This is a genomic window from Nocardia arthritidis NBRC 100137 (genome assembly GCF_001612765.1).
Classification (GTDB): domain Bacteria; phylum Actinomycetota; class Actinomycetes; order Mycobacteriales; family Mycobacteriaceae; genus Nocardia; species Nocardia arthritidis.
Window position 1 is genome coordinate 166,391 of record NZ_BDBB01000006.1, and the last position, 20,053, is coordinate 186,443.

General features: G+C 68.3%; 19 protein-coding genes and 1 pseudogene. 1 reads left to right on the plus strand and 19 read right to left on the minus strand.

The features are described from left to right. Positions 1-10 precede the first annotated feature (10 nt). The gene (locus NA8_RS06285) at positions 11-817 is read left to right on the plus strand and encodes an LLM class flavin-dependent oxidoreductase (RefSeq protein ID WP_245663686.1); all 807 of its coding nucleotides are present in this window, start codon (positions 11-13) and stop codon (positions 815-817) included. A gap of 75 nt (positions 818-892) precedes the next feature. On the opposite strand, the gene NA8_RS06290 is transcribed toward NA8_RS06285, so the two are convergent. From NA8_RS06290 to ftsH, 19 genes and pseudogenes are all read right to left on the minus strand, one after another. Further along, positions 893-3,448: an ATP-dependent Clp protease ATP-binding subunit gene (locus tag NA8_RS06290; protein WP_063049392.1), complete on the minus strand. Its 2,556-nt coding sequence runs from the start codon at positions 3,446-3,448 to the stop codon at positions 893-895. A 289-nt stretch (positions 3,449-3,737) separates the two neighbouring features. Further along, a complete protein-coding gene (locus NA8_RS06295) occupies positions 3,738-4,655 on the minus strand; it encodes an esterase/lipase family protein (RefSeq protein ID WP_439957367.1) in 918 nt (305 codons plus the stop codon). Between the two features lie 113 nt (positions 4,656-4,768). Next, positions 4,769-5,338: an anthrone oxygenase family protein gene (locus NA8_RS06300; protein WP_063049394.1), complete on the minus strand. Its 570-nt coding sequence runs from the start codon at positions 5,336-5,338 to the stop codon at positions 4,769-4,771. Between the two features lie 131 nt (positions 5,339-5,469). Beyond that, positions 5,470-6,069: an FHA domain-containing protein gene (locus tag NA8_RS06305; RefSeq protein ID WP_439957368.1), complete on the minus strand. Its 600-nt coding sequence runs from the start codon at positions 6,067-6,069 to the stop codon at positions 5,470-5,472. A 228-nt stretch (positions 6,070-6,297) separates the two neighbouring features. Beyond that, positions 6,298-6,657, minus strand: a complete 360-nt coding sequence (locus tag NA8_RS06310) for a histone-like nucleoid-structuring protein Lsr2 (RefSeq protein ID WP_040864538.1) — start codon at positions 6,655-6,657, stop codon at positions 6,298-6,300. Between the two features lie 115 nt (positions 6,658-6,772). Then, entirely contained in the window at positions 6,773-8,272 is a 1,500-nt protein-coding gene (lysS, locus tag NA8_RS06315; RefSeq protein ID WP_063049396.1) for a lysine--tRNA ligase, read from the minus strand. Positions 8,273-8,532: 260 nt separating this feature from the next. Beyond that, a complete protein-coding gene (locus NA8_RS06320) occupies positions 8,533-8,955 on the minus strand; it encodes a rhodanese-like domain-containing protein (RefSeq protein WP_063049464.1) in 423 nt (140 codons plus the stop codon). 8 nt (positions 8,956-8,963) lie between these two features. Further along, positions 8,964-9,560, minus strand: a complete 597-nt coding sequence (locus NA8_RS06325; protein WP_084466562.1) for a cysteine dioxygenase — start codon at positions 9,558-9,560, stop codon at positions 8,964-8,966. 186 nt (positions 9,561-9,746) lie between these two features. Then, entirely contained in the window at positions 9,747-10,544 is a 798-nt protein-coding gene (locus NA8_RS06330) for a type III pantothenate kinase (protein ID WP_040864536.1), read from the minus strand. 17 nt (positions 10,545-10,561) lie between these two features. Then, positions 10,562-10,981 (minus strand): aspartate 1-decarboxylase, encoded by a 420-nt coding sequence (gene panD / locus NA8_RS06335; protein ID WP_040773236.1) that lies wholly within the window; start codon positions 10,979-10,981, stop codon positions 10,562-10,564. Between the two features lie 14 nt (positions 10,982-10,995). Further along, positions 10,996-11,976, minus strand: coding sequence for a pantoate--beta-alanine ligase (gene panC / locus NA8_RS06340; protein ID WP_063049398.1), 981 nt, complete (start codon positions 11,974-11,976; stop codon positions 10,996-10,998). Then, entirely contained in the window at positions 11,976-12,905 is a 930-nt protein-coding gene (locus NA8_RS06345) for a Rossmann-like and DUF2520 domain-containing protein (protein WP_063049399.1), read from the minus strand. Before NA8_RS06345 ends, panC begins: the two co-directional genes overlap by 1 nt. Positions 12,906-13,060: 155 nt before the next feature. Beyond that, positions 13,061-14,008, minus strand: coding sequence for a DUF6779 domain-containing protein (locus NA8_RS06350; RefSeq protein ID WP_084466563.1), 948 nt, complete (start codon positions 14,006-14,008; stop codon positions 13,061-13,063). Between the two features lie 69 nt (positions 14,009-14,077). Then, positions 14,078-14,548 carry a DUF3180 domain-containing protein gene (locus tag NA8_RS06355; RefSeq protein ID WP_063049465.1) on the minus strand — a complete coding sequence of 157 codons (471 nt, stop codon included), beginning with the start codon at positions 14,546-14,548 and terminating at the stop codon, positions 14,078-14,080. Between the two features lie 2 nt (positions 14,549-14,550). Beyond that, positions 14,551-15,087, minus strand: coding sequence for a 2-amino-4-hydroxy-6-hydroxymethyldihydropteridine diphosphokinase (gene folK / locus NA8_RS06360; RefSeq protein ID WP_063049401.1), 537 nt, complete (start codon positions 15,085-15,087; stop codon positions 14,551-14,553). 58 nt (positions 15,088-15,145) lie between these two features. Beyond that, a complete protein-coding gene (folB, locus tag NA8_RS06365) occupies positions 15,146-15,583 on the minus strand; it encodes a dihydroneopterin aldolase (protein WP_084466564.1) in 438 nt (145 codons plus the stop codon). Further along, a pseudogene (gene folP, locus NA8_RS06370) lies at positions 15,580-16,436 on the minus strand (dihydropteroate synthase). Before folP ends, folB begins: the two are co-directional and overlap by 4 nt. Before the next feature lie 143 nt (positions 16,437-16,579). After that, entirely contained in the window at positions 16,580-17,191 is a 612-nt protein-coding gene (gene folE, locus NA8_RS06375) for a GTP cyclohydrolase I FolE (RefSeq protein ID WP_174550052.1), read from the minus strand. Between the two features lie 149 nt (positions 17,192-17,340). After that, positions 17,341-19,728 carry an ATP-dependent zinc metalloprotease FtsH gene (gene ftsH, locus NA8_RS06380; RefSeq protein ID WP_063049403.1) on the minus strand — a complete coding sequence of 796 codons (2,388 nt, stop codon included), beginning with the start codon at positions 19,726-19,728 and terminating at the stop codon, positions 17,341-17,343. Positions 19,729-20,053 lie beyond the last annotated feature (325 nt).

Genomic DNA, 20,053 nt, shown 5'->3' on the forward strand with positions numbered 1-20,053 from the left:
ATCCCCACCCATGAGCATGACCTTCGGAATCGTTCTCACCCCGCGTTCGGGAGCCGACTGGGGGCGACGGGCAGCCGCCGCCGAACGGCAGGGTTACCGGACCCTTCTGCTGCCCGACACCCGGTTCACCCCCTCACCGTTCCCGGCCCTCGCCGCGGCGGCCGCCGTCACCACCACCATTCGGCTGCGCCCGAACGTGCTGGCGGCACCGCTGCGCTCCCCCGCCGCCACAGTGAGGGAGACCGCGGCCCTGCAACTGCTGTCGGACGGACGTTTCGAACTCGGGATCGGCTCAGGGCGCCCGGACGCCGCCGCCGAGGCCCAGTGGCTGGGGGCGTCCTGGGGATCGGCCGCGCAACGCCGCGCCCACCTGGTCGCCACCATCGCCGCCGTACGCGCCGAGGTGGCCCCGGCCCCGCCGGTCGTGATCGCCGCCAATGGCCCCCGGATGCTGGCGACCGCGGCGAAATTCGCCGACCGCATTCTGCTCGCGGCGGGGCCCGCCGCCACGGAGGCGGAACTGGCCGACTTGGTCCACACGGCGCGGGAAGGCACCGACCGCATCCTGCGCTTCACTCATCAGCTGGTCGGCATCGGTCAGCGGCTGCCGATCTGGACCTCGAAGAAGCTCGGCATGACCGCGGAGGCGCTCGCGGACGCGGGTGCGGCGGGCGTGATCCCGGCGGACTCGTCGGCCGCCGCCGAGATGCTCGAGCGCCGCAGGGAGAAGTACGGCATCGATGAGGTGATCGTGCCCGGCGAACTCGCCGACGACTTCGCACCTGTCCTCGCCCGTTTCGGCGACCAGCGTTCCTGACCCGGCGTCACCACCGAAATACGAAAAAGCCCGTGCCCACCGCCATAAGGTGGGCACGGGCTTTTCGGTTACGACTTACTCGCCCGAGGCAGCCTCGGTGGAGCCCTCGGTCGCGCCGGTCAGCACGACTTCCGGCTTCTCTTCGGTCTGCGCCTTGGTCAGCTTCGCCTTACCGGAGAAGGTGAACTTGGCGTCCTCGCCGGAGCCCTCGCCGTTCCAGCCCTCGACGTCGACCGAGATGGTCTGGCCGGGGCCGATCTCGCCGAAGAGGATCTTCTCCGACAGCTGGTCCTCGATCTCGCGCTGAATGGTGCGGCGCAGCGGCCGGGCACCGAGCACGGGGTCGAAGCCACGCTTGGCCAGCAGGTTCTTGGCGTTCTCGGTGAGCTCGATCGCCATGTCCTTGTTCTTCAACTGCGTGGCGACACGGTTGATCATCAGGTCCACCATCTCGACGATCTGCTCGGTGGTGAGCTGGTGGAAGACGATCACGTCGTCGATGCGGTTGAGGAACTCGGGCCGGAAGTGCTTCTTCAGCTCGTCGTTGACCTTGAGCTTCATCCGCTCGTAGTTCGAGCCCTCGGCGTTGGACTGCGTGAAGCCCAGGCCGACCGCCTTCGAGATGTCGGACGTGCCGAGGTTCGAGGTGAAGATCAGCACCGTGTTCTTGAAGTCCACGGTCCGGCCTTGACCGTCGGTGAGGCGACCGTCTTCCAGGACCTGCAACAGGGTGTTGTAGATCTCCTGGTGGGCCTTCTCGATCTCGTCGAACAATACGACCGAGAACGGCTTGCGACGCACCTTCTCGGTGAGCTGGCCGCCCTCCTCGTAGCCGACGTATCCCGGAGGGGCGCCGAACAGCCGCGAAGCGGTGAAGCGGTCGTGGAACTCGCCCATGTCGATCTGGATGAGCGCGTCGTCGTCGCCGAACAGGAAGTTCGCCAGCGCCTTGGACAGCTCGGTCTTACCGACACCGGACGGGCCGGCGAAGATGAACGAACCGGACGGACGCTTCGGGTCCTTCAGGCCGGCCCGGGTGCGGCGGATGGCCTTGGAGACCGCCTTGACCGCGTCCTCCTGGCCGATGATCCGCTTGTGCAGCTCGTCCTCCATGCGGAGCAGACGGGTGGTCTCCTCCTCGGTGAGCTTGAACACCGGGATACCGGTCCAGTTCGCCAGCACCTCGGCGATCTGCTCGTCGTCGACCTCGGCCACGACGTCCAGATCACCCGAGCGCCACTGCTTCTCCCGCTCGGCCCGCTTGGCGACGAGCTGCTTCTCCTTGTCGCGCAGCCGCGCGGCCTTCTCGAAGTCCTGCGCGTCGATCGCGGACTCCTTCTCCCGGCGCGCCTCGGCGATCTTGTCGTCGAATTCGCGCAGGTCCGGCGGAGCGGTCATGCGACGGATGCGCATCCGCGCGCCCGCCTCGTCGATCAGGTCGATCGCCTTGTCCGGCAGGAACCGGTCGTTGATGTAGCGGTCGGCCAGGGTGGCCGCGGCCACCAGCGCGCCATCGGTGATGGAGACGCGGTGGTGCGCCTCGTAGCGGTCGCGCAGACCCTTGAGGATGTTGATGGTGTGCTCGACCGTCGGCTCGCCCACCTGCACCGGCTGGAACCGGCGCTCCAGGGCGGCGTCCTTCTCGATGTACTTGCGGTACTCGTCGAGAGTGGTCGCGCCGATGGTCTGCAGCTCGCCGCGAGCCAGCTTCGGCTTCAGGATCGAGGCCGCGTCGATGGCGCCCTCGGCGGCGCCCGCACCGACCAGCGTGTGCAGCTCGTCGATGAACAGGATGATGTCGCCGCGGGTGTTGATCTCCTTGAGCACCTTCTTCAGGCGCTCTTCGAAGTCACCGCGGTAGCGGCTGCCCGCGACCAAGGAGCCCAGGTCGAGGGTGTAGAGCTGCTTGTCCTTGAGCGTCTCGGGGACCTCGCCGTTGACGATGGCCTGCGCGAGCCCCTCGACGACGGCGGTCTTGCCGACGCCGGGCTCGCCGATCAGCACCGGGTTGTTCTTGGTGCGGCGGCTGAGCACCTGCATGACGCGCTCGATCTCCTTCGAGCGGCCGATGACCGGGTCGAGCTTGCCTTCGAGCGCGGCCTGGGTCAGGTTGCGACCGAACTGGTCGAGCACCAGCGAGGTGGACGGGGTGCCCGCCTCACCGCGCGAACCGGACTCCACCGGCTCCTTGCCCTGATACCCGGACAGCAACTGGATGACCTGCTGGCGCACACGATTGAGATCGGCGCCCAGCTTCACCAGCACCTGGGCCGCCACGCCCTCGCCCTCACGAATGAGGCCGAGCAGGATGTGCTCGGTGCCGATGTAGTTGTGACCGAGCTGCAGCGCTTCCCGAAGGCTCAGCTCCAGCACCTTCTTGGCGCGCGGGGTGAACGGGATGTGACCGGACGGGGCCTGCTGGCCCTGGCCGATGATCTCCTCCACCTGGCTGCGCACGCCTTCCAGCGAAATGCCGAGCGACTCCAGCGACTTGGCCGCGACGCCCTCACCCTCGTGAATCAGCCCCAGCAGGATGTGCTCGGTGCCGATGTAGTTGTGGTTGAGCATCCGGGCCTCTTCCTGGGCCAGGACAACGACACGCCTCGCGCGGTCGGTGAACCTCTCGAACATCGCTCCCTCACTCTCCTGCTCCGACATTCTGGCAACAGACGCCGCAGTGTGCTGTGTACAACAACCGTGGGCGTCAGCCTGCCATGAAGCCCGGGGGTTGCGGCCCCCGCCTCCACTCTAGTTGGCGGGGGATGCCACCGCCGCCGGTCCACCCTATTGCCGACCGGCGACAGCACGGTCATTCACTCACAACGTGGGCGCCGCGGGATTCGTTCCGGCCAGGTTTTGCCCTCAGCGAACAAACCGCCCGCCGACCGGATCTCCGCCGCACACGTCGGACCTCGGCTGCCTACCCCGTGTACGGGTCGACGACACCGCAGGGCACTGGGCGTTGATGCGCGGGATCGAGCGCGTTGAGCACGTAGGTCGCGGCCCTCCTGCTGCCCGCTATGCCCGTATGACCAGAGTAGTCCGTCGAGCACCCGTCCTGAACCACTATGTTCGTCACCCGGGGCCCGGTCACCAATCCGGAGGTGTACGGCACCACCAGCTCGTCCAGCACGGTCGCGATATTCGTGTAGGCCACGTCGGGGTGGTAGACGCCGTCCGCGTTGAGCGTGCGCACGAACTCCGACCCTTGCAGCACCTGGCGGCAGGCCATGCACGGCGAGCCCGCCACGGCGTCGAAGAGCGGGCCGAGGCCCAGCCGGGTGCCGAACTCGTTCAGGTCCGCCATGCCGCCCGCGTTGGAGCCGAGCCAGGGCGGGGCGAGCCCGACCATCTTGTCCACCTTGCCCGCGCCGCCGAGCCGCTTGACGTAGTAATTGCCGATGAAGTTGCCCTGGGAATGGCCGATCAGGTCGACCTTGCTCGCGCCGGTCGCGGTCCGTACCCGGTCCACGAAAGCGGCGAGCTGGGCCGAGCTCTGCTCGATCGGAAGCATGCCGCCGATGGCCGACGCGGGCCACGGCAGGTCGTAGGCGCCGAAAGTGGACGAGTACACGCAGTAACCCTCGTTGGCCAGCAACGGCGCATACACGCCCCAGTTCGTCTGTGCGCCACCACCCGTGCCGTGCACGAGAACCACGGGGTTCGGGTGCTCGGAGCCGGGCCGGCAGGACCAGTCGTTGGTGCCGGGCAGCGAACCGCCCGGGTGGGACAGCTCGGCGGGGATGCCCGCGAAGAAGTTGTAGTCGACCGGATATCGCTCCTGCGCGTGCGCCGCGCCCGCGGTGGCGCACACCGCTGTGAGCAGAACGAAGAGCAACGAAAAGCCTGGGACACGCCGCACGATAGCCTCCCGGTCCGGTCTCGTCTTCCGGGGAAGCTACCGCACGAAGTGGCCCAGACGGAGCAGATTCCGGCGGGTCGTTGCGGAATCTAACTCTGACCGAAGGCAGGCGCGACGTACTGGTCCGCGGCCACCCGACCCGGCGTCGCCGCCGCGGCCTTGCCCTGCTGAATGCCCGCGGCGAACAGCGCACCGCACAGCGCCAGGAAGGCCAGCGTGTGGAAGACGCCGCGCGCGATGTTCCACCGCACCCAGGCCGCTTCGAAATCGGCGCGCACCGCGGTGAGGTCGGCGATCGAGCCCGGGTCGCCCGCGGCGGCCAGCTGGTCGTTGAGCGGGACGTTCAACCCGGAGGTCACCCCGAAGGCGATCACGTTGAGCACCAGCGCGAGCACGATCCAGATCAGCGCGCTCCGGTGCTCCCGGCCCAGGTGCAGCGCCGCCGCCAGGACGGTGAATCCCACCGTGCCGAGGAACGCGATCATGAACCACGGATTGATGATCACCACGTTGATCTTCTGCATCACGTCGATCATGGCGCGATCGTCGGTGCGGGCCAGCGCGGGCATCACCGAATTGGCGTACGCGTAGAAAAGGCCCGCGATCAGGCCTGTCGCCAGCGTGGCGAGCACCAGTGCGGCGAGACGTGTGGCGGTCATGAGTTCCTCCTGCTCGGAAACCGGCCGGAGTGGTCGCTCCGGCCCGGGTACCTCCGAGTCAAGCCGCTACCGCCCGGACTCTCCATGGCCGAGAAGCTCGATGCGCTAAGCGAGCGTCTACGGTGAAGGTCTCACAGGTCCCGATCGGAAATGAGCCCACTCTGCATGGCCAGTCCCGCCAATCGCACCCGCTTCTGGTTCTGCGGCAGATCCTCCACCCCGAACTTGGCGAACAGCGCACGCAGGTGCGTCTTGATCGCGTCGACGCTGAGGAACAACTCCTCGGCGATCTGCTGATTGGAGGCGGGCGTGGCGAAACCCGCGCCGTGCTTGTACGGCCTGCACAGTGCGATCAGTACCGAGCGCTGCGTCTCGGTGAGCGACCGCGCCGTGGGTATCGAGCCGGTGGAGGTACGGGTGATGTCGTCGGAGACGCCGCCGAAGTCGTGAAACGACACCCGCGAGGTGCCGACCCGGATGACGTCCCCTGCCATCAGCCTGCGGCGGCCGACGAGCCGGTCCCCGTTGACGAAGGTGCCGTTGCGAGAGAGGCCGTCGTCCACGATGGTCCAGTGCGCACCCAGGTATTCGACCGCCGCGTGCAGCCGGGAGACCTCGGCGTCCCAGCTCAGGGCGAGATCGGCATGCGAGGACCGGCCGATGGTGACACGTCCGCGATCGGGCGTCAACGTGAACTCCTGCTGCCGACCGGCATCATCGGTGAACCGCAAGAATGATCCGACGAATCCTGTCACTGCGCCGATACCTCACCTCTCCATACCGCCAGTGACCGTCGCACGCTTCCATGGTGCCGCGTCCCGGTACCACGAGCAAGATCGATTCATCCGCCGGGACAGGCCACCGTGTGATCCGGTCTCGTTCCCATATCGAAGCCCTATCACAAACAAGACCGCCGCCCCGACGTCGCACGATTCGCCGGGACGGCGGCCGAAAAATAACTATCCCTTCGCGGCCTTGTTGTACGCGTCGGTGATGTCGGCGGAGATGCGGCCCCGTGCGGACACCTTGTGTCCATTCCGACGCGCCCACTCCCGAATTGCGGCGCTTTGTTCCCGATCGATGGACACCCGGCTCTTCGGAGTGCCCGCGGCGGCCGCGGCGGCCTTGACCCGGCGCCGGCCGCTCACCCGGCGCGCATTCGAAACCCACTCCTCCAAACCGTCGCGCAGCTTCGCCGCATTTGCCGACGACAGGTCGATCTCGTACGACACACCGTCGATCGCAAACTCGATGGTCTCGTCCGCGATGGACTCACCGTCGACATCGTCGATCAGGCTAACGGTGACCTTCTTTGCCATGAGATGAACGTCCTCTCGAAATCGTGCGACCCGCATACTAGGCCGATTACCCGAGGCAAGAATACCCCGAATTCCGGAAATTCCAACACGGAGTCGCTGCTTTGCAATCCAGTGGTCACCGGGTGACCGGACGCACAATTGGGAACAGTATCGTTTCTCGGATTCCCAATCCCGTGAGCGCCATCAACAACCGATCGATTCCCATACCCGTTCCGGTCGTCGGCGGCATGCCGTGCTCCATCGCCGCGAGGAAGTCCTCGTCCAGCACCATCGCCTCGTCGTCACCCTGCGCGGCGAGCCGCGCCTGATCGACGAACCGCTCGCGCTGGATCACCGGGTCGACCAACTCCGAATAGCCCGTGGCCAACTCGAAGCCGCGCACATAGAGATCCCACTTCTCCGTGACCCCTGCCCTACTACGATGCTGCCTGGTCAACGGGGATGTCTCCACCGGGAAGTCGCGCACGAAAGTCGGCGCGTACAGCTTGTCGCCATACTGGTGTTCCCAGAGTTCCTCGACGAGTTTCCCGTGGCCGTAGCCCTTGCCCTCCGGAATTTCCAGACCGACCCGATCCGCGAGTGCGCGCAATTCGGCGACCGACGTTTCCGGAGTCACCGGCACACCCAGCGCATCCGACAGCGAAGGGTACATCTCGACGACGGCCCACTCGCCGCGGAGATCGTATTCGGTGCCGTCGGCCAGGGTCACCACCTGCGTGCCGAACGCCTCCTGCGCCACTTCCTGCACCAATTCCCGGATCATCACCGCCGAGTCGTCATAGGTGCCGTATGCCTGGTATGTCTCCAGCATCGCGAACTCGGGGGAATGCGTGGAGTCCGCGCCCTCGTTCCGGAAGTTCCGGTTGACCTCGAAGACCCGCTCCAAACCGCCGACCACGCAGCGCTTCAGGAACAACTCGGGCGCGATGCGCAGGAACAGGTCCATGTCGAGGGCGTTGGAATGGGTGACGAACGGCCGGGCCGTGGCGCCGCCGTGCAGCGTCTGCAGCATCGGCGTCTCCACCTCCAGGAAGCCCCTGCGCTCCAGCGCGTTGCGCAGCGCGCGCACCACGGCGATGCGGGTACGGGCCATTTCCCTGGCCTCCGGACGCACGATCAGGTCGACATAACGCTGCCGGACCCGCGATTCCTCGTTCATCTCCTTGTGCGCCACCGGCAGCGGCCGCAGGGCCTTCGCCGCCATGAACCAGGAATCGGCCATGACGCTCAGTTCCCCGGTCCGCGACGAGATGACCTCACCGTGCACGAAAACGAAGTCACCGAGATCGACGTCGGTCTTCCAGGCGGCGAGGGCGTCCGCGCCGACCCCGTTCAGGCTGATCATCGCCTGCAGCTTGGTACCGTCGCCCTCCTGCAGTGTCGCGAAACACAACTTGCCGGTATTACGCAGGAATATGACGCGCCCGGCGACGCCCACCTGAAGCCCGGTGGCCGTGTCCGCGGCGAGGTCCGGATATGCGGCCCGAATTTCGGCCAGGGTATGCGTACGCGGCACGACGACGGGATAGGCCTCGCCACCGGCCGCGAGCAGCCGCTCCCGCTTCTCCCGGCGAATCCGTATCTGCTCCGGTGCATCGTCGGCGGCCGGTGACACGGCAGGCCGCGAATCCGATGTCGATGCGCTGGAAGATGCAGAGTTCGGGGTGCTCACATCGAACAACCCTAGCGTGCATCGGAAATCGTTATGCGGGCCGCCCGGACTCCGGCCCGGAGTAACGAAACGGTATCGATGCGACGCCCCGTCCGGGACGTCCGCACCGGCGTCGTACGGACGCGAAATAGCCGGTGCGCATCATGTGGTATGCGAAACTACCTGAGCGCCCGGCTATTTCGAGATGGAAGTGTCGGGGGGAATTATAGCGAGGCGAGCGCTTCGGCCTCGCGCGCGAAGTGCGGCGCCCCGACGGCGACGTGCAACAGACCGGCCGCCTTCAAGGCCTGATAGCCGCCCACCAGATCGGTCGCCCGGTGCAGCCCGAGTTGCTGCAGCGCGGCGGCGGCCAGGCTGGAGGTATATCCCTCGGAGCAGACGACGATCCATTCCACGTCGTGATCGGCGGCCAGCGCCAGCCGGGCGGAACTGGTGGGATCGAGCCGCCATTCCAGGACATTGCGCTCGATCACCAGCGCGCCGGGCAAGGTGCCCTCGCGTCCGCGTTGCGCCTGGGGCCGGATATCCACCAGAATGGCGCCGCGCTCGATGGCTTCCGGCAATTCGAAGGCGTAGATCCGGTCGAGGCCGGCCCGTGCGTTCTCGAGCATCTGATCGATGGTCAAACGGGTCATCACATATCACCTTCGGGCTGGTCGGTGAGGACGGTTCGGGTGCGCCGCAGGGTGCCGTGCCCGGTCACCTCGTAATACGACATCGCGCTGAGCGGCGGGGAATAGGCGTGCACGCTCAGCGTGGGATCGAGCGGACCGGCGGAATCGACGGCGGCCGGCGCCCGCATGACGTCGTGCACCCAGCCGATCGGGAACGCGGCCTGATCACCCGCCGCGAGCGTGCGGCGACGCAGTTCCGTTCCGTTCCAGCGATATTCGGTGAGCGCGCCGCTGAGCACGGTGAGCGCGCCGAGCGACCCGGCGTGATCGTGCAGCTCGGTCGACTTGCCCGGCGTCCAGCTGATCAGCCAGACGTCGACCTCGTCGTCAGTGAGCAGCCTGGTGGCCCAGCGCTCGTTTTCCGGCCATTTCCCCCCGGCAGGAAGCAAATGGTCGTATCGCCCGGCCAGCACGTCTTCGGCGCCCTCGTCGGTCAGCCGCAGCAGATCGGCCGGGCGCAGCCGGGTGGGCAGGGCGGGTGCCACCGAACGTTCCACCGGCGGGGTAGCCGACAGCGCGGTACGCGCGGAAGAAAGGGAAAGGACAGAAGAACGCATGAGCGAATCTCCAGGAGGAAGGTAACGGTCGAGGGCGGGAACTGAACTCAGCCTCGATCGGTCGAGGCACGTCAGCCTCGACAACACTCCTGGGTGCTCGCGTAGAAGGTCACGAGAGGGAGTTTAACAGCAGACGACGCGGTGTCGACAAGTGCCCGGCCTGCGACAAATCCGACACCGCGCACATCAGACACTCCCCTTGCGCCGCTGATTGCGTTCGTATACGAGCCGCAGACCGGTCAGCGTGAGGTGCGGATCGTGGTCGTCGATCGTTTCGGATTCCGGGACGATCAGCGGTGCGGTCGCCCCGGTCGCCACCACCGCGACGTCATCACCCGCGAACGCGTCGAACTCGTCGCGAATGCGATCGATCAGGCCGTCCACCAGCCCGGCGAAACCGAATACCGCGCCGGACTGCATGCATTCCATGCTGTTCTTCCCCAGCACCGAACGTGGCCTGGTCAACTCCGCCCGCCGCAGCGCACTGCGTTCCACCAGGGCCTCGGTGGAGATCTCCACACCGGGCGCGATGATCCCGCCCAGGAACTCGCCCTTCTTCGACACCAGGTCAACACAGATCGCCGTGCCGAAATCTACGACGATCGCGGGCGCGGAATAGCGCTGGTAAGCGGCCAGGCAATTGACGATGCGATCCGCGCCGACTTCTTTCGGATTGTCCACCAGCAGCGGAATCCCCGTGCGCACACCGGGTTCCACCAACACGTGCGGAACGTGGCCCCAGTATTGGCCGAGCATGCCGCGCAGTTCGCGCAGCACGGGCGGCACCGTGGAAAGCGCTGAGACGCCGATCACCTCGTCCAGTTGCGCGCCGACCAGCCCGCGCACCTGCATGGCGAATTCGTCGGCGGTCAGCAACGGATTGGTGTGCATTCGCCAGTGCCGCACCAGTTTCGAATGCTCTCCGGAACCGGAGAACAGGCCGAGTTCGATACTCGTGTTGCGGACATCGATGGTCAGCAGCATGTCCTGGTCGCCGCTCCTCAGACGAACGACAGCGAGCGGGGCGAGGTCAGGCCCGAGCCCTCCGGCGCGTGCGCCGGGTCCGAGCCGAGTTCGACCGGGCGGTTGCGCTCGTCGACGAACACGACCTTGGGGTCGTACTCGGCGATCTCCTGCTCGTTCAGCTGGCCGTAGGCGATCAGGATGACGAGGTCGCCCGGGTGCACCAGGTGAGCCGCGGCGCCGTTGATCCCGATCACCCCGGAACCCCGCTCACCGGCGATGACGTAGGTCTCCAGGCGGGCGCCGTTGTCGATGTCCACGATGCAGACCTGTTCGCCTTCCAGCAGGTCGGCGGCGTCGAGCAGGTCCTGGTCCACGGTCACCGAGCCGACGTAGTGCAAATCGGCGTGCGTCACGGTGGCACGGTGGATCTTCGACTTCATCATGGTGCGCAGCATTGCGTCGAACCTTTCTAGTTCGCGGGAGGAAGGACGGCGGGGTCTGACACCGCCGCGACAGGCTGGGAGGAGTTCGCGGCGGGCCGCGAACCGGCGACGGTGGGGTGGCCGTCGATCGGAGCGCCGAGCGTGACGGCGATGTTGTCGATCAGGCGGGTCGCGCCGACCCGGGCCGCGATCAGCAGCCTGGCGTTGCCGGTGGCCGGGGCGGGCCCCAGGGTGGCCGAACGCAGCTCCAGGTAGTCGACGTCCACCCCGGTCGCGGCGTCGAGCACCTGGTGGGCGGCCGCCAGAACCGCGTCGCCGCCCAGGCCGCCCGCGTGTTTACCCGCCGACAGAGCGGCCGACAGGGCCAGTGCGGCTTCGCGTTGCACGGGGTCGAGATAGCGGTTGCGCGAGGACAGAGCCAGTCCGTCGGGCTCACGGACGGTGACCACCGGGGTGATCTTCACGTCGAAATTCAGGTCGCGGACCAGCTGCCGGATCAGGGTGAGCTGCTGATAATCCTTCTCACCGAAGAACGCCTCGGTCGGCCGCGCGATCTGCAGCAGTTTGGCGACCACGGTGAGCATGCCCGCGAAGTGGGTCGGGCGGCTGGCCCCCTCCAGCTCCGCGCCGAGCGGACCGGGGTGCACCGTGGTGCGTGGGCCGTCCGGGTACATGTCGGACACGCTCGGCGCGAACACCAGCTCGACGCCCTCGGCGCGCAACAGCTCGACGTCGGCGTCCAGCGTGCGAGGGTATTTGTCCAGGTCCTCGTTCGCCCCGAACTGCAGGGGATTGACGAAGATCGACACGATGACGACCTGGTTGGCCCGCTTGGCCAGCCGAACGATCTCCAGGTGCCCCTCGTGCAGCGCGCCCATGGTCGGCACCAGCGCGACGGTGCGGCCGACGCCGCGCAGGGCCGCGGACACCGCCCCGAGTACCACGGGATCGTGGTGCACGGTCAGTACGCCGGGCCGGTAGGCACCGCGCAGTTTCGAGTCGAACATCAGCGTCCTTCCAGCAGCTGGATTACGGCGGGGGCGGTGCCCGCCCGCTCAGCGGTGCGCAACGACAGCGCGCGATAAGCCTCGGCCAGCCGGGAATCGACCGATGCCAGCGCGTCCAGGTGCGCGGCTACCGCGTCGGCGTCACCGCGGGCGACCGGGCCGGTCAGCGCGGACTGGCCGCGGCGCAACGCGTTGTCCAGCGCAGCCGACGCCAGCGGGGCGAGCAGACGCTCGGCCAGGCCGTTGGGCTGCTCGTCGACCAGTTGCTGCCCCATCAGGCCGGGGCCGGCCAGTGCGGCGCGCAACGCGGCCACCGCGTCCACGATCAGCGTGACCAGGTGATTGCTGCCGTGCGCGAGCGCGGCGTGGTACAGCGGCCGGTGCTGCTCCGGTACGCGAACCGGCTCGCCGCCCATCTCGATCACCAGCGACTGCGCGATGGCATAGCCGACCTCGTCGGCCGCGGTGATACCGAAGCACGCGTTGCCCAGCCGGGCCACGTCCTCGTCGTGGCCGGTGAAGGTCATCGCCGGGTGGATGGCCAGCGGAAGGGCGCCGATCTCGGCCAAGGGGGCGAGCACGCCGACGCCGTTCGCGCCGGAGGTGTGCGCCACGATGGTGCCCGGCCGGACGACCCCGGCGCCGGCCAGCCCACGGATCAGGCCGGGAAGCTCGGTGTCGGGCACGGCGAGCAGCAGCAGCTCACTGCGCGCGGCCACCTGCTCGATCGGCAGGATCTCCGAATCGGGCAGCCGGGTCCTGGCACGGCGCACCGAGGCGTCGGAGATCGCGCAGACGCCGAACACGACGTGTCCGGCCCGCTCGAGTGCGGCGCCCAATGCCGAGCCCACGCGTCCCGCCGAGACGATTCCCACCGTCAGGCGTGCGGGCGCGGGGTCGTAGCCCGAAGCAGCGTTGTCGGAATTCACGCTTCTCGAGGTCAACGTTGTCCTCTCGATGTCGTTCCAGTCCCGCCATGCGGGTACCGGACGGTACGCCAAGAGAATATCGGCAGGCGGTTCGCCGCCGCCACAAGGTGCCCGCGTGATCTAGGCCGCAGTGCGGGGACGCGGCCCGGCGCGGGTCACCGGCGTTCGCGCTCCTCGGACTGCAGGTTGGCCATGATCTCCGCGACCGACAGACGGCGCGACGGCGTCTCGTCGTCACTCTCGGCCCTGCGCCGCCTGCGCGCGCTCGGCGTTCCCATGGTGGGCGCGGACGCGGGCCGTGCGGGTGGTTCCTGGGTCGGCTGCGGGCGGATAGCGGGCCGGGTGGGCGGCTCGTCGCGCTGCTCGTCCGCGGTCTCGGTGAAGGCATCCGCCCAGCCGCGCGGCTCGGCGTGGCGTGCCTGCTCCGCGTCGGCCTGCTCGGCGTCGTCGTCGACGGAGACGACCGCGGTCTCGGCGGTGACCGGATCGTCGAAGGGGCTGGCGAAGACCGGCGGCTCGGGATGGTCGGGCTCGAAGATCGGCGTCATGCTGCTACGCGGTTGCTGGTCGGCGAACACCGACCACATCCCGGCATTCGCGGAGCTATTGTTCCCAGATTCGCTCCCAGAGCTGGTCAGCTCCTGGATCCGGGTCGCGTCGGCGCGCAATGCCGGGCGATCCGTCGGCAGATCGCCGTCGAACAGCCGCTGCAGGCTCTGCCGCAGCACGGTGAGCTCCGCCCGTAAGGCCGCGAGTTCGGCCGCGTCGGCGCCCACTTCCTCGCGTACCCGCGCCTCGACGCCGAGTTCGTACTCGCGCCGCGCGGTGACCTCCCGCTCCAGCTGCAACTCGTAGACGGTCTGCAGATCGCGGACCTTCGCCTTGTCGATCGTCGCCTCTTTGCGGTACTTCGTCGCAGCCAGAGCGCCGATTGCCGCGGCCCACAGCGCCGCGACCAGACCTACCCGTACGAACTCGACACTGTTACTGAAGATCAGGAAAACGCTGGCAACCAGACCGAGCAAGATCAAGACGCCGACGAATAATTTTCCCGCGTCGTCCCGCTGTCGACGGGAAGTGCTGCTACGGGAGGGTGAAACCATGCCAGCCAGGGTAGCCAATAGGTCGTGCCGAGCCCAGATTCCGTTTTGTGATTCGGTTCGGGACACTAGCTATGTAGTTGCCGCATCGTCGGTGGGATCCTCCGGCGCCCGGCAGCAGTACTCCAGCCAGAGGGCCGCAGCAACCAAAGCGACGCCCGCCAGCATCCCGACGATCGCACCGGGGCTGTCGGCGGCGGCCGCGCGCAGCGTGCCGCGCTGCGGGAGTACCCAGCACAAGAAGCCCAGCCAGATGCCCGCGGCGATCGAACCCACCTGCGCCGACGCCTTGGCCAACGCGACGGCGCGGGCCGCGGTGATCGGATGCAACTGGTGGCGGCCGTCGCCGATCTGGTGGTCGTTGACCCGCGCCCGGATGACGAAAGCGAGCACCGCTTCGATCGCGGCCACCGGGTACAGGGAGGCGCCCGCGAAAATGGAGATCGGCGGGAAGCTGTCATAGGCCACGCGGGTGGCGATCCACGCGACGAGCGCGGCGATCAGCACATTCGCCACGATGTCGAGGATTCGGGTCGGTTTCAGTTTCACGACGCCTCGCCCGTCAGCGAGAACTCCGTGCGGCGTACCCCGGCGCGTTCGGCCGGATCGAGCCGCGCCAGCAGGTCCGCCACCGCGTGCGGCGCGCCGTCGACCTCCAGCACCGCGTCCGGCGCCACGTCCAGCCACGGCACGAGCACGAAAGCGCGCCGGTGCGCCTGCGGGTGCGGCAGCAGCAGATCCGGGTCGGCGCTGCGGCACGCGACCGGCTGTCCGTCGCGCAGTTCGGCGCACCACACCACATCCACGTCGAGTGTGCGCGCGCCCCAGCGCACTTCGCGGGTTCGCCCCGCGGCCTGCTCCAGCTCCTGACCGCGACGCAGCCAGTCCGCGCAGCCGAAGGCCGGATCCTCCACCAGCACAGCGGCATTGAGGTAGTCCCCTTGCGGGACGCCACCCCAGGGCGCGGTGGCGTACACGGCCGAGGCGGCCAGCACACGGTGACCGAATCCGTCGAGGACGCTGCGCAGATGCGCGAGCCGGTCACCCAGATTCGAACCGATGGACAGCACGGCACGGGTCATCGGCGTGCCTCCGCGGCACCCGGCACGGTGAGAGTGGCCGCGCCGCAAGGTAGCTCGCTCATTCGGCGGGCTCCCCCCGGTGCCGGGAGGTGACCACCCGCACATCGGCGAAGGTGTGCGGGATCGGCGCGGACGGCTTGTGCACCACCACCTCGACCGACCTGATCCGCGGATCGGTCATCACGTCATCGGCGATCTCCGACACCACCGTTTCGATGAGATCGCGCGGCTCGCCCTGGACGATGCGCACCGCACGCTCGGCCAGCGCGCCGTAGTCCACGGTGGCGGCCAGATCGTCGGACGCGGCGGCCACCGCGAAATCCACCCACACCGTCAGGTCGACCACGAATTCCTGACCGTCGCGGCGCTCGTGCTCGAACACGCCGTGATGCCCGTAAGCGCGCAGGCCGCGCAATTCGATGCGGTCGGCGCCGCGCCGGATCACCGGATCACTCGGCGGCGCCTCGTGTTCGGCGTGGACGGGGGACCGGCTCATCGTCGAGCTCCTTGCGCACTGGGTCGGGCGGTGTCGTGCTGTGCGGCGCGCTGCCGTGCGGCATTCTGCCACGCGTCGGTGACCGTGATGGCGTCCAGCGAGGCGCGCACGTCGTGCACCCGCACGCCCCACGCGCCGTGCAGCGCGGCCAGCGCCGAGATGGTCGCGGTGGCCGTCTCCCGGCCGTCCGGCGGGCGCGGACCCGCCTCGTCGGCGAGCAGCGAACCGAGAAAACGCTTGCGCGACGCGCCGATCAGGACCGGCAGCCCGTGCGCGACCAATTCGGGCAGCGCGCCGAGCAGCGCCCAGTTGTGCTCGGAGTTCTTCGCGAAGCCAAGACCGGGGTCGAGGATCAACCGGGACGGGTCGACGCCCGCGGCCACGGCAAGGTCCGCCTGCGCGGTCAGTTCGGCGCGTACCTCCGCGACCACGTCGTCGTAGCGGTCCGCCGGTCCGGTGTGCCGGTAGTCGGCGCCCGCCCGCCAGTGCATGAGAATCCACGGGACCCGCGCGGACGCGACCACCCGCACCATGTCGGCGTCGGCACGGCCGCCGGAGACGTCGTTCACCACCGACACCCCGGCCTCGAGCGCCGCGGCGGCCACAGCGGCGCGCATGGTGTCCACGCTGGTCGGCACGCCCGCCGCGACCAGACCGCGGATGACCGCGCCACCCGCGCGGCCTCGGTCGCCGCGTCGATGCGGACCGCGCCCGGCCTGGTCGACTCGCCGCCGACGTCGATGATGTCCGCGCCCGCGGCGTGCAGCCGCACACCGTGGGCGATGGCCAATTCGGGATCGAGGTATCGGCCGCCGTCGGAGAACGAATCGCTGGTGACATTCACCACGCCCATCACGACGCAGGAGCGCCCGTCGCGGGCGAACCCGCGCAGCGGCGCGGGGCAACCCGCTTCGGTCCGGGCGGTGGCGGTGCCCTCTCTGGTCGTACCAGTCGCCGCGCGCCCTGCGCCGCTCGGTTCGGACACCGCGGGACCGCTCACTTCCGGAGGATCAGATCGAGCGCCTCGGCGCGCGAGGCGGCGTTGGACTGCAGCAGTCCGCGCACGGCGGAGGTGGTCGTACTCGCGCCCGGCTTGCGGATGCCGCGCATCGCCATGCACAAGTGCTCGGCCTCGATCACCACGATCGCACCGCGCGGGTCCAGTTTGCGCATCAGCGCGTCGGCGATCTGGCTGGTCAGCCGCTCCTGCACCTGCGGGCGCTTGGCGTACAGGTCGACCAGGCGGGCGAGTTTGGACAAGCCGGTCACCCGGCCGTGCGGGCCGGGGATGTAGCCGACGTGGGCGACACCGTGGAAGGACACGAGGTGGTGCTCGCAGGTGGAGTACATCGGGATGTCCCTGACCAGCACGAGTTCCTGATGACCCTCGTCGAACGTGGTGTTGAGCACCGAATCCGGTTCCACGTAGAGCCCGGCGAAGGTTTCCCGGTAGGCGCGCGCCACCCGGGCGGGCGTCTCGAGCAGGCCGGGCCGATCCGGGTCCTCGCCGACGGCGAGCAGCAATTCCCGTACCGCCGCTTCGGCCCGCGCCTGATCGAATGATCTGCCCGTTTCCAGTGCGACGGGGCCGGTCTCCGTCACGCCGATGTCGACACCGTTGTGTTCAGCACTGTCCGGTTCGGCGAGGATGTAACCACCGCCATGCTCGTTCGCCGACAATCGAGGACACCTCCAAACTCCCGGGGCGCCGGCAATTTCTCGGCACCCCCACGATGGACGAGCCTAATCGTCACTGCTCAGTGACGACCGTTCGGTCCATCCCAATCGCCGTTGTCGCCCTCACCGTTCGGATTGGTCCGGCGCGGCTCGTCATAGCCGCCGCGATCGCCGTACCCGTCCCGGTCGTAGCCACCTTCGGGGGCGCCCTGCGGACCCCATTGCTGGTAGCCGTGCCGCGGCTGCTGCGGCTCGCCCCAGCCCGGCTGACCCGGCTGCGGCTCGTCCCGCGGCGGCCAGCCGGGAGCCGACCATCCCGCCGGAGCGCCGTAGTCCGGCCGCGAACCGTGCGTACCCTGACGCGGATACGCCGGAGCGGGCGCCTGGGGCAGCGGGTAACCCGACGCGGGCGGGCGACCGTATTGCGGCGGAGCGCCGTAACCGCTCTCGTGCGGCGGGTAACCGTTGGCGGGCTGCGGCTCACGCTGCGCGGACGCGGCCACCGGCTCCGCGACCGGCTCCGGCGGCCACGACTCGCCGCGCTCGGCGGCCAGCTCACCCGGGGTCTTCACCGGGGGCTTGTCCGACGGGACGCGGTCGCCGAAATCATTGAACGCGGTGATGCGCGGGCGCTTCTGCACCGACGCGAGGATCTGCTCGAGATCCTTGCGGTGCAGGGTCTCCCGTTCCAGCAGCGCGATGGCCAGGTCGTCGAGCACATCGCGGTACTCGTTCAGGATCGCCCACGCCTCGGTGTGCGCGGCCTCGATCAGGTTGCGCACCTCCTCGTCGATCGCGCCCGCCACCTCGTGCGAGTAGTCCGAACCCATGCCCATCGAGCGGCCGAGGAAGGGATCGCCCTGCTCCTGGCCGTAACGGACGGCGCCGAGCCGGGAACTCATGCCGTACTCGGTGACCATCGCGCGGGCGATCTTGGTGGCCTGGTCGATATCGGAGGACGCGCCGGTGGTCGGCTCGTGGAACACCAGTTCCTCGGCCGCGCGGCCGCCCATCGCCATCACCAGGCGGGCGATCATCTCCGAGCGGGTCATCAGGCCCTTGTCGTCCTCGGGCACCGTCATGGCGTGGCCGCCGGTGCGGCCGCGGGCCAGGATGGTGACCTTGTAGACCGGCTCGATGTCCGGCATCGCCCAGGCGGCCAGGGTGTGGCCGCCCTCGTGGTAGGCGGTGATCTTCTTCTCGTGCTCGCTGATGATCCGGCTCTTGCGCCTGGGACCGCCGATCACGCGATCGACCGACTCCTCCAGCGATTCGCCGGTGATCACCGCGCCGTTCTCGCGGGCGGTGAGCAGGGCGGCCTCGTTGATCACATTGGCCAGGTCGGCGCCGGACATGCCGACGGTGCGCTTGGCCAGGCCGTCCAGGTCGGCGTCCGGGGAGATCGGCTTGCCCTGCGAGTGCACCCGCAGGATCGCGCGGCGGCCGGCGAGGTCGGGGTTGCCCACCGGGATCTGCCGGTCGAACCGGCCGGGACGCAGCAGCGCCGGGTCGAGGATGTCGGGGCGGTTGGTCGCGGCGATCAGGATGATGCCGGTGCGGTCGCCGAAGCCGTCCATCTCGACCAGCAGCTGGTTGAGGGTCTGCTCGCGTTCGTCGTGGCCGCCGCCGAGGCCCGCGCCGCGCTGGCGGCCGACCGCGTCGATCTCGTCGACGAAGATGATGCAGGGGCTGTTCTGCTTGGCCTGCTCGAACAGGTCGCGCACCCGGGAGGCGCCGACGCCGACGAACATCTCCACGAAGTCCGAACCGGAAATGGTGAAGAACGGCACACCGGCTTCGCCGGCGACGGCGCGGGCCAGCAGCGTCTTACCGGTGCCGGGCGGGCCGTAGAGCAGGACGCCCTTGGGGATCTTGGCGCCGAGCGCCTGGTAGCGGACGGGATTCTGCAGGAAGTCCTTGATCTCGTAGAGTTCCTCGACCGCCTCGTCGGCCCCGGCCACGTCGGCGAACGTGGTCTTGGGCATGTCCTTGGACAGCTGTTTGGCCTTCGACTTGCCGAAGCCCATCATGCCGCCGCGCCCGCCGCCCTGCATGCGGGCCATCACGAAGATGAACAGGCCGAGCAGGATGACCATCGGCAGCACGAACAGCAGGATCTGGGTGAACCAGCTCTCCTGCTTGACCACCGTGTTGTACGGGGCGCCGGAGTTCTTCACGGCAGAGAAGACCTGGGCGGAGGTCTCGCTGCCGCCCGGATACTTCGCGATGATCTTGTTCTGCCCGCCGGTGGCGTCGTTGCCGTCCTTCAGCTCGATGCGCAACTGCTGCTCGCGGTCATCGATCTGAATGTTCTGGACGTTGCTCTTGTTCTCGAGCTGGCTGAGGGCAACCGAGGTATCGACGCTCTTCCAGCCCCGCGTGTCGTTGCCGAAATAGCTGAACGCATAGATCACGAGCAGAATGCCCGAGACTATGGCCAGGGTGCGAAACACTGTCTTGCGGTTCATAGAGCGTCGGCCGGGGCGGCCAGTCCTTTCCGGTGTCTCCGGTTCTTGCCTAGCGATGAGTCTGGCGCGTCCGGTTCCGCGGGGGTTCGGATGCGGACAAGCCACGTTACCGCGTACGGTCTACTCGATACATCGCACAGTTCGGCTGCAGGTGCAGTTAACGAGGTAAACGCCCGGGGAACGACGGTGGTTCCCGATGTCTCCGGTCCGGCTTCCTCCAAGTGGCAACAATCATGGCATGTTCGGCCTATCGTGAGCGACGACACAACATCGCGGCGCGAGCGACGGGCACGTAGGCGGTAGCTCGCACACCACGAAGGCCCCG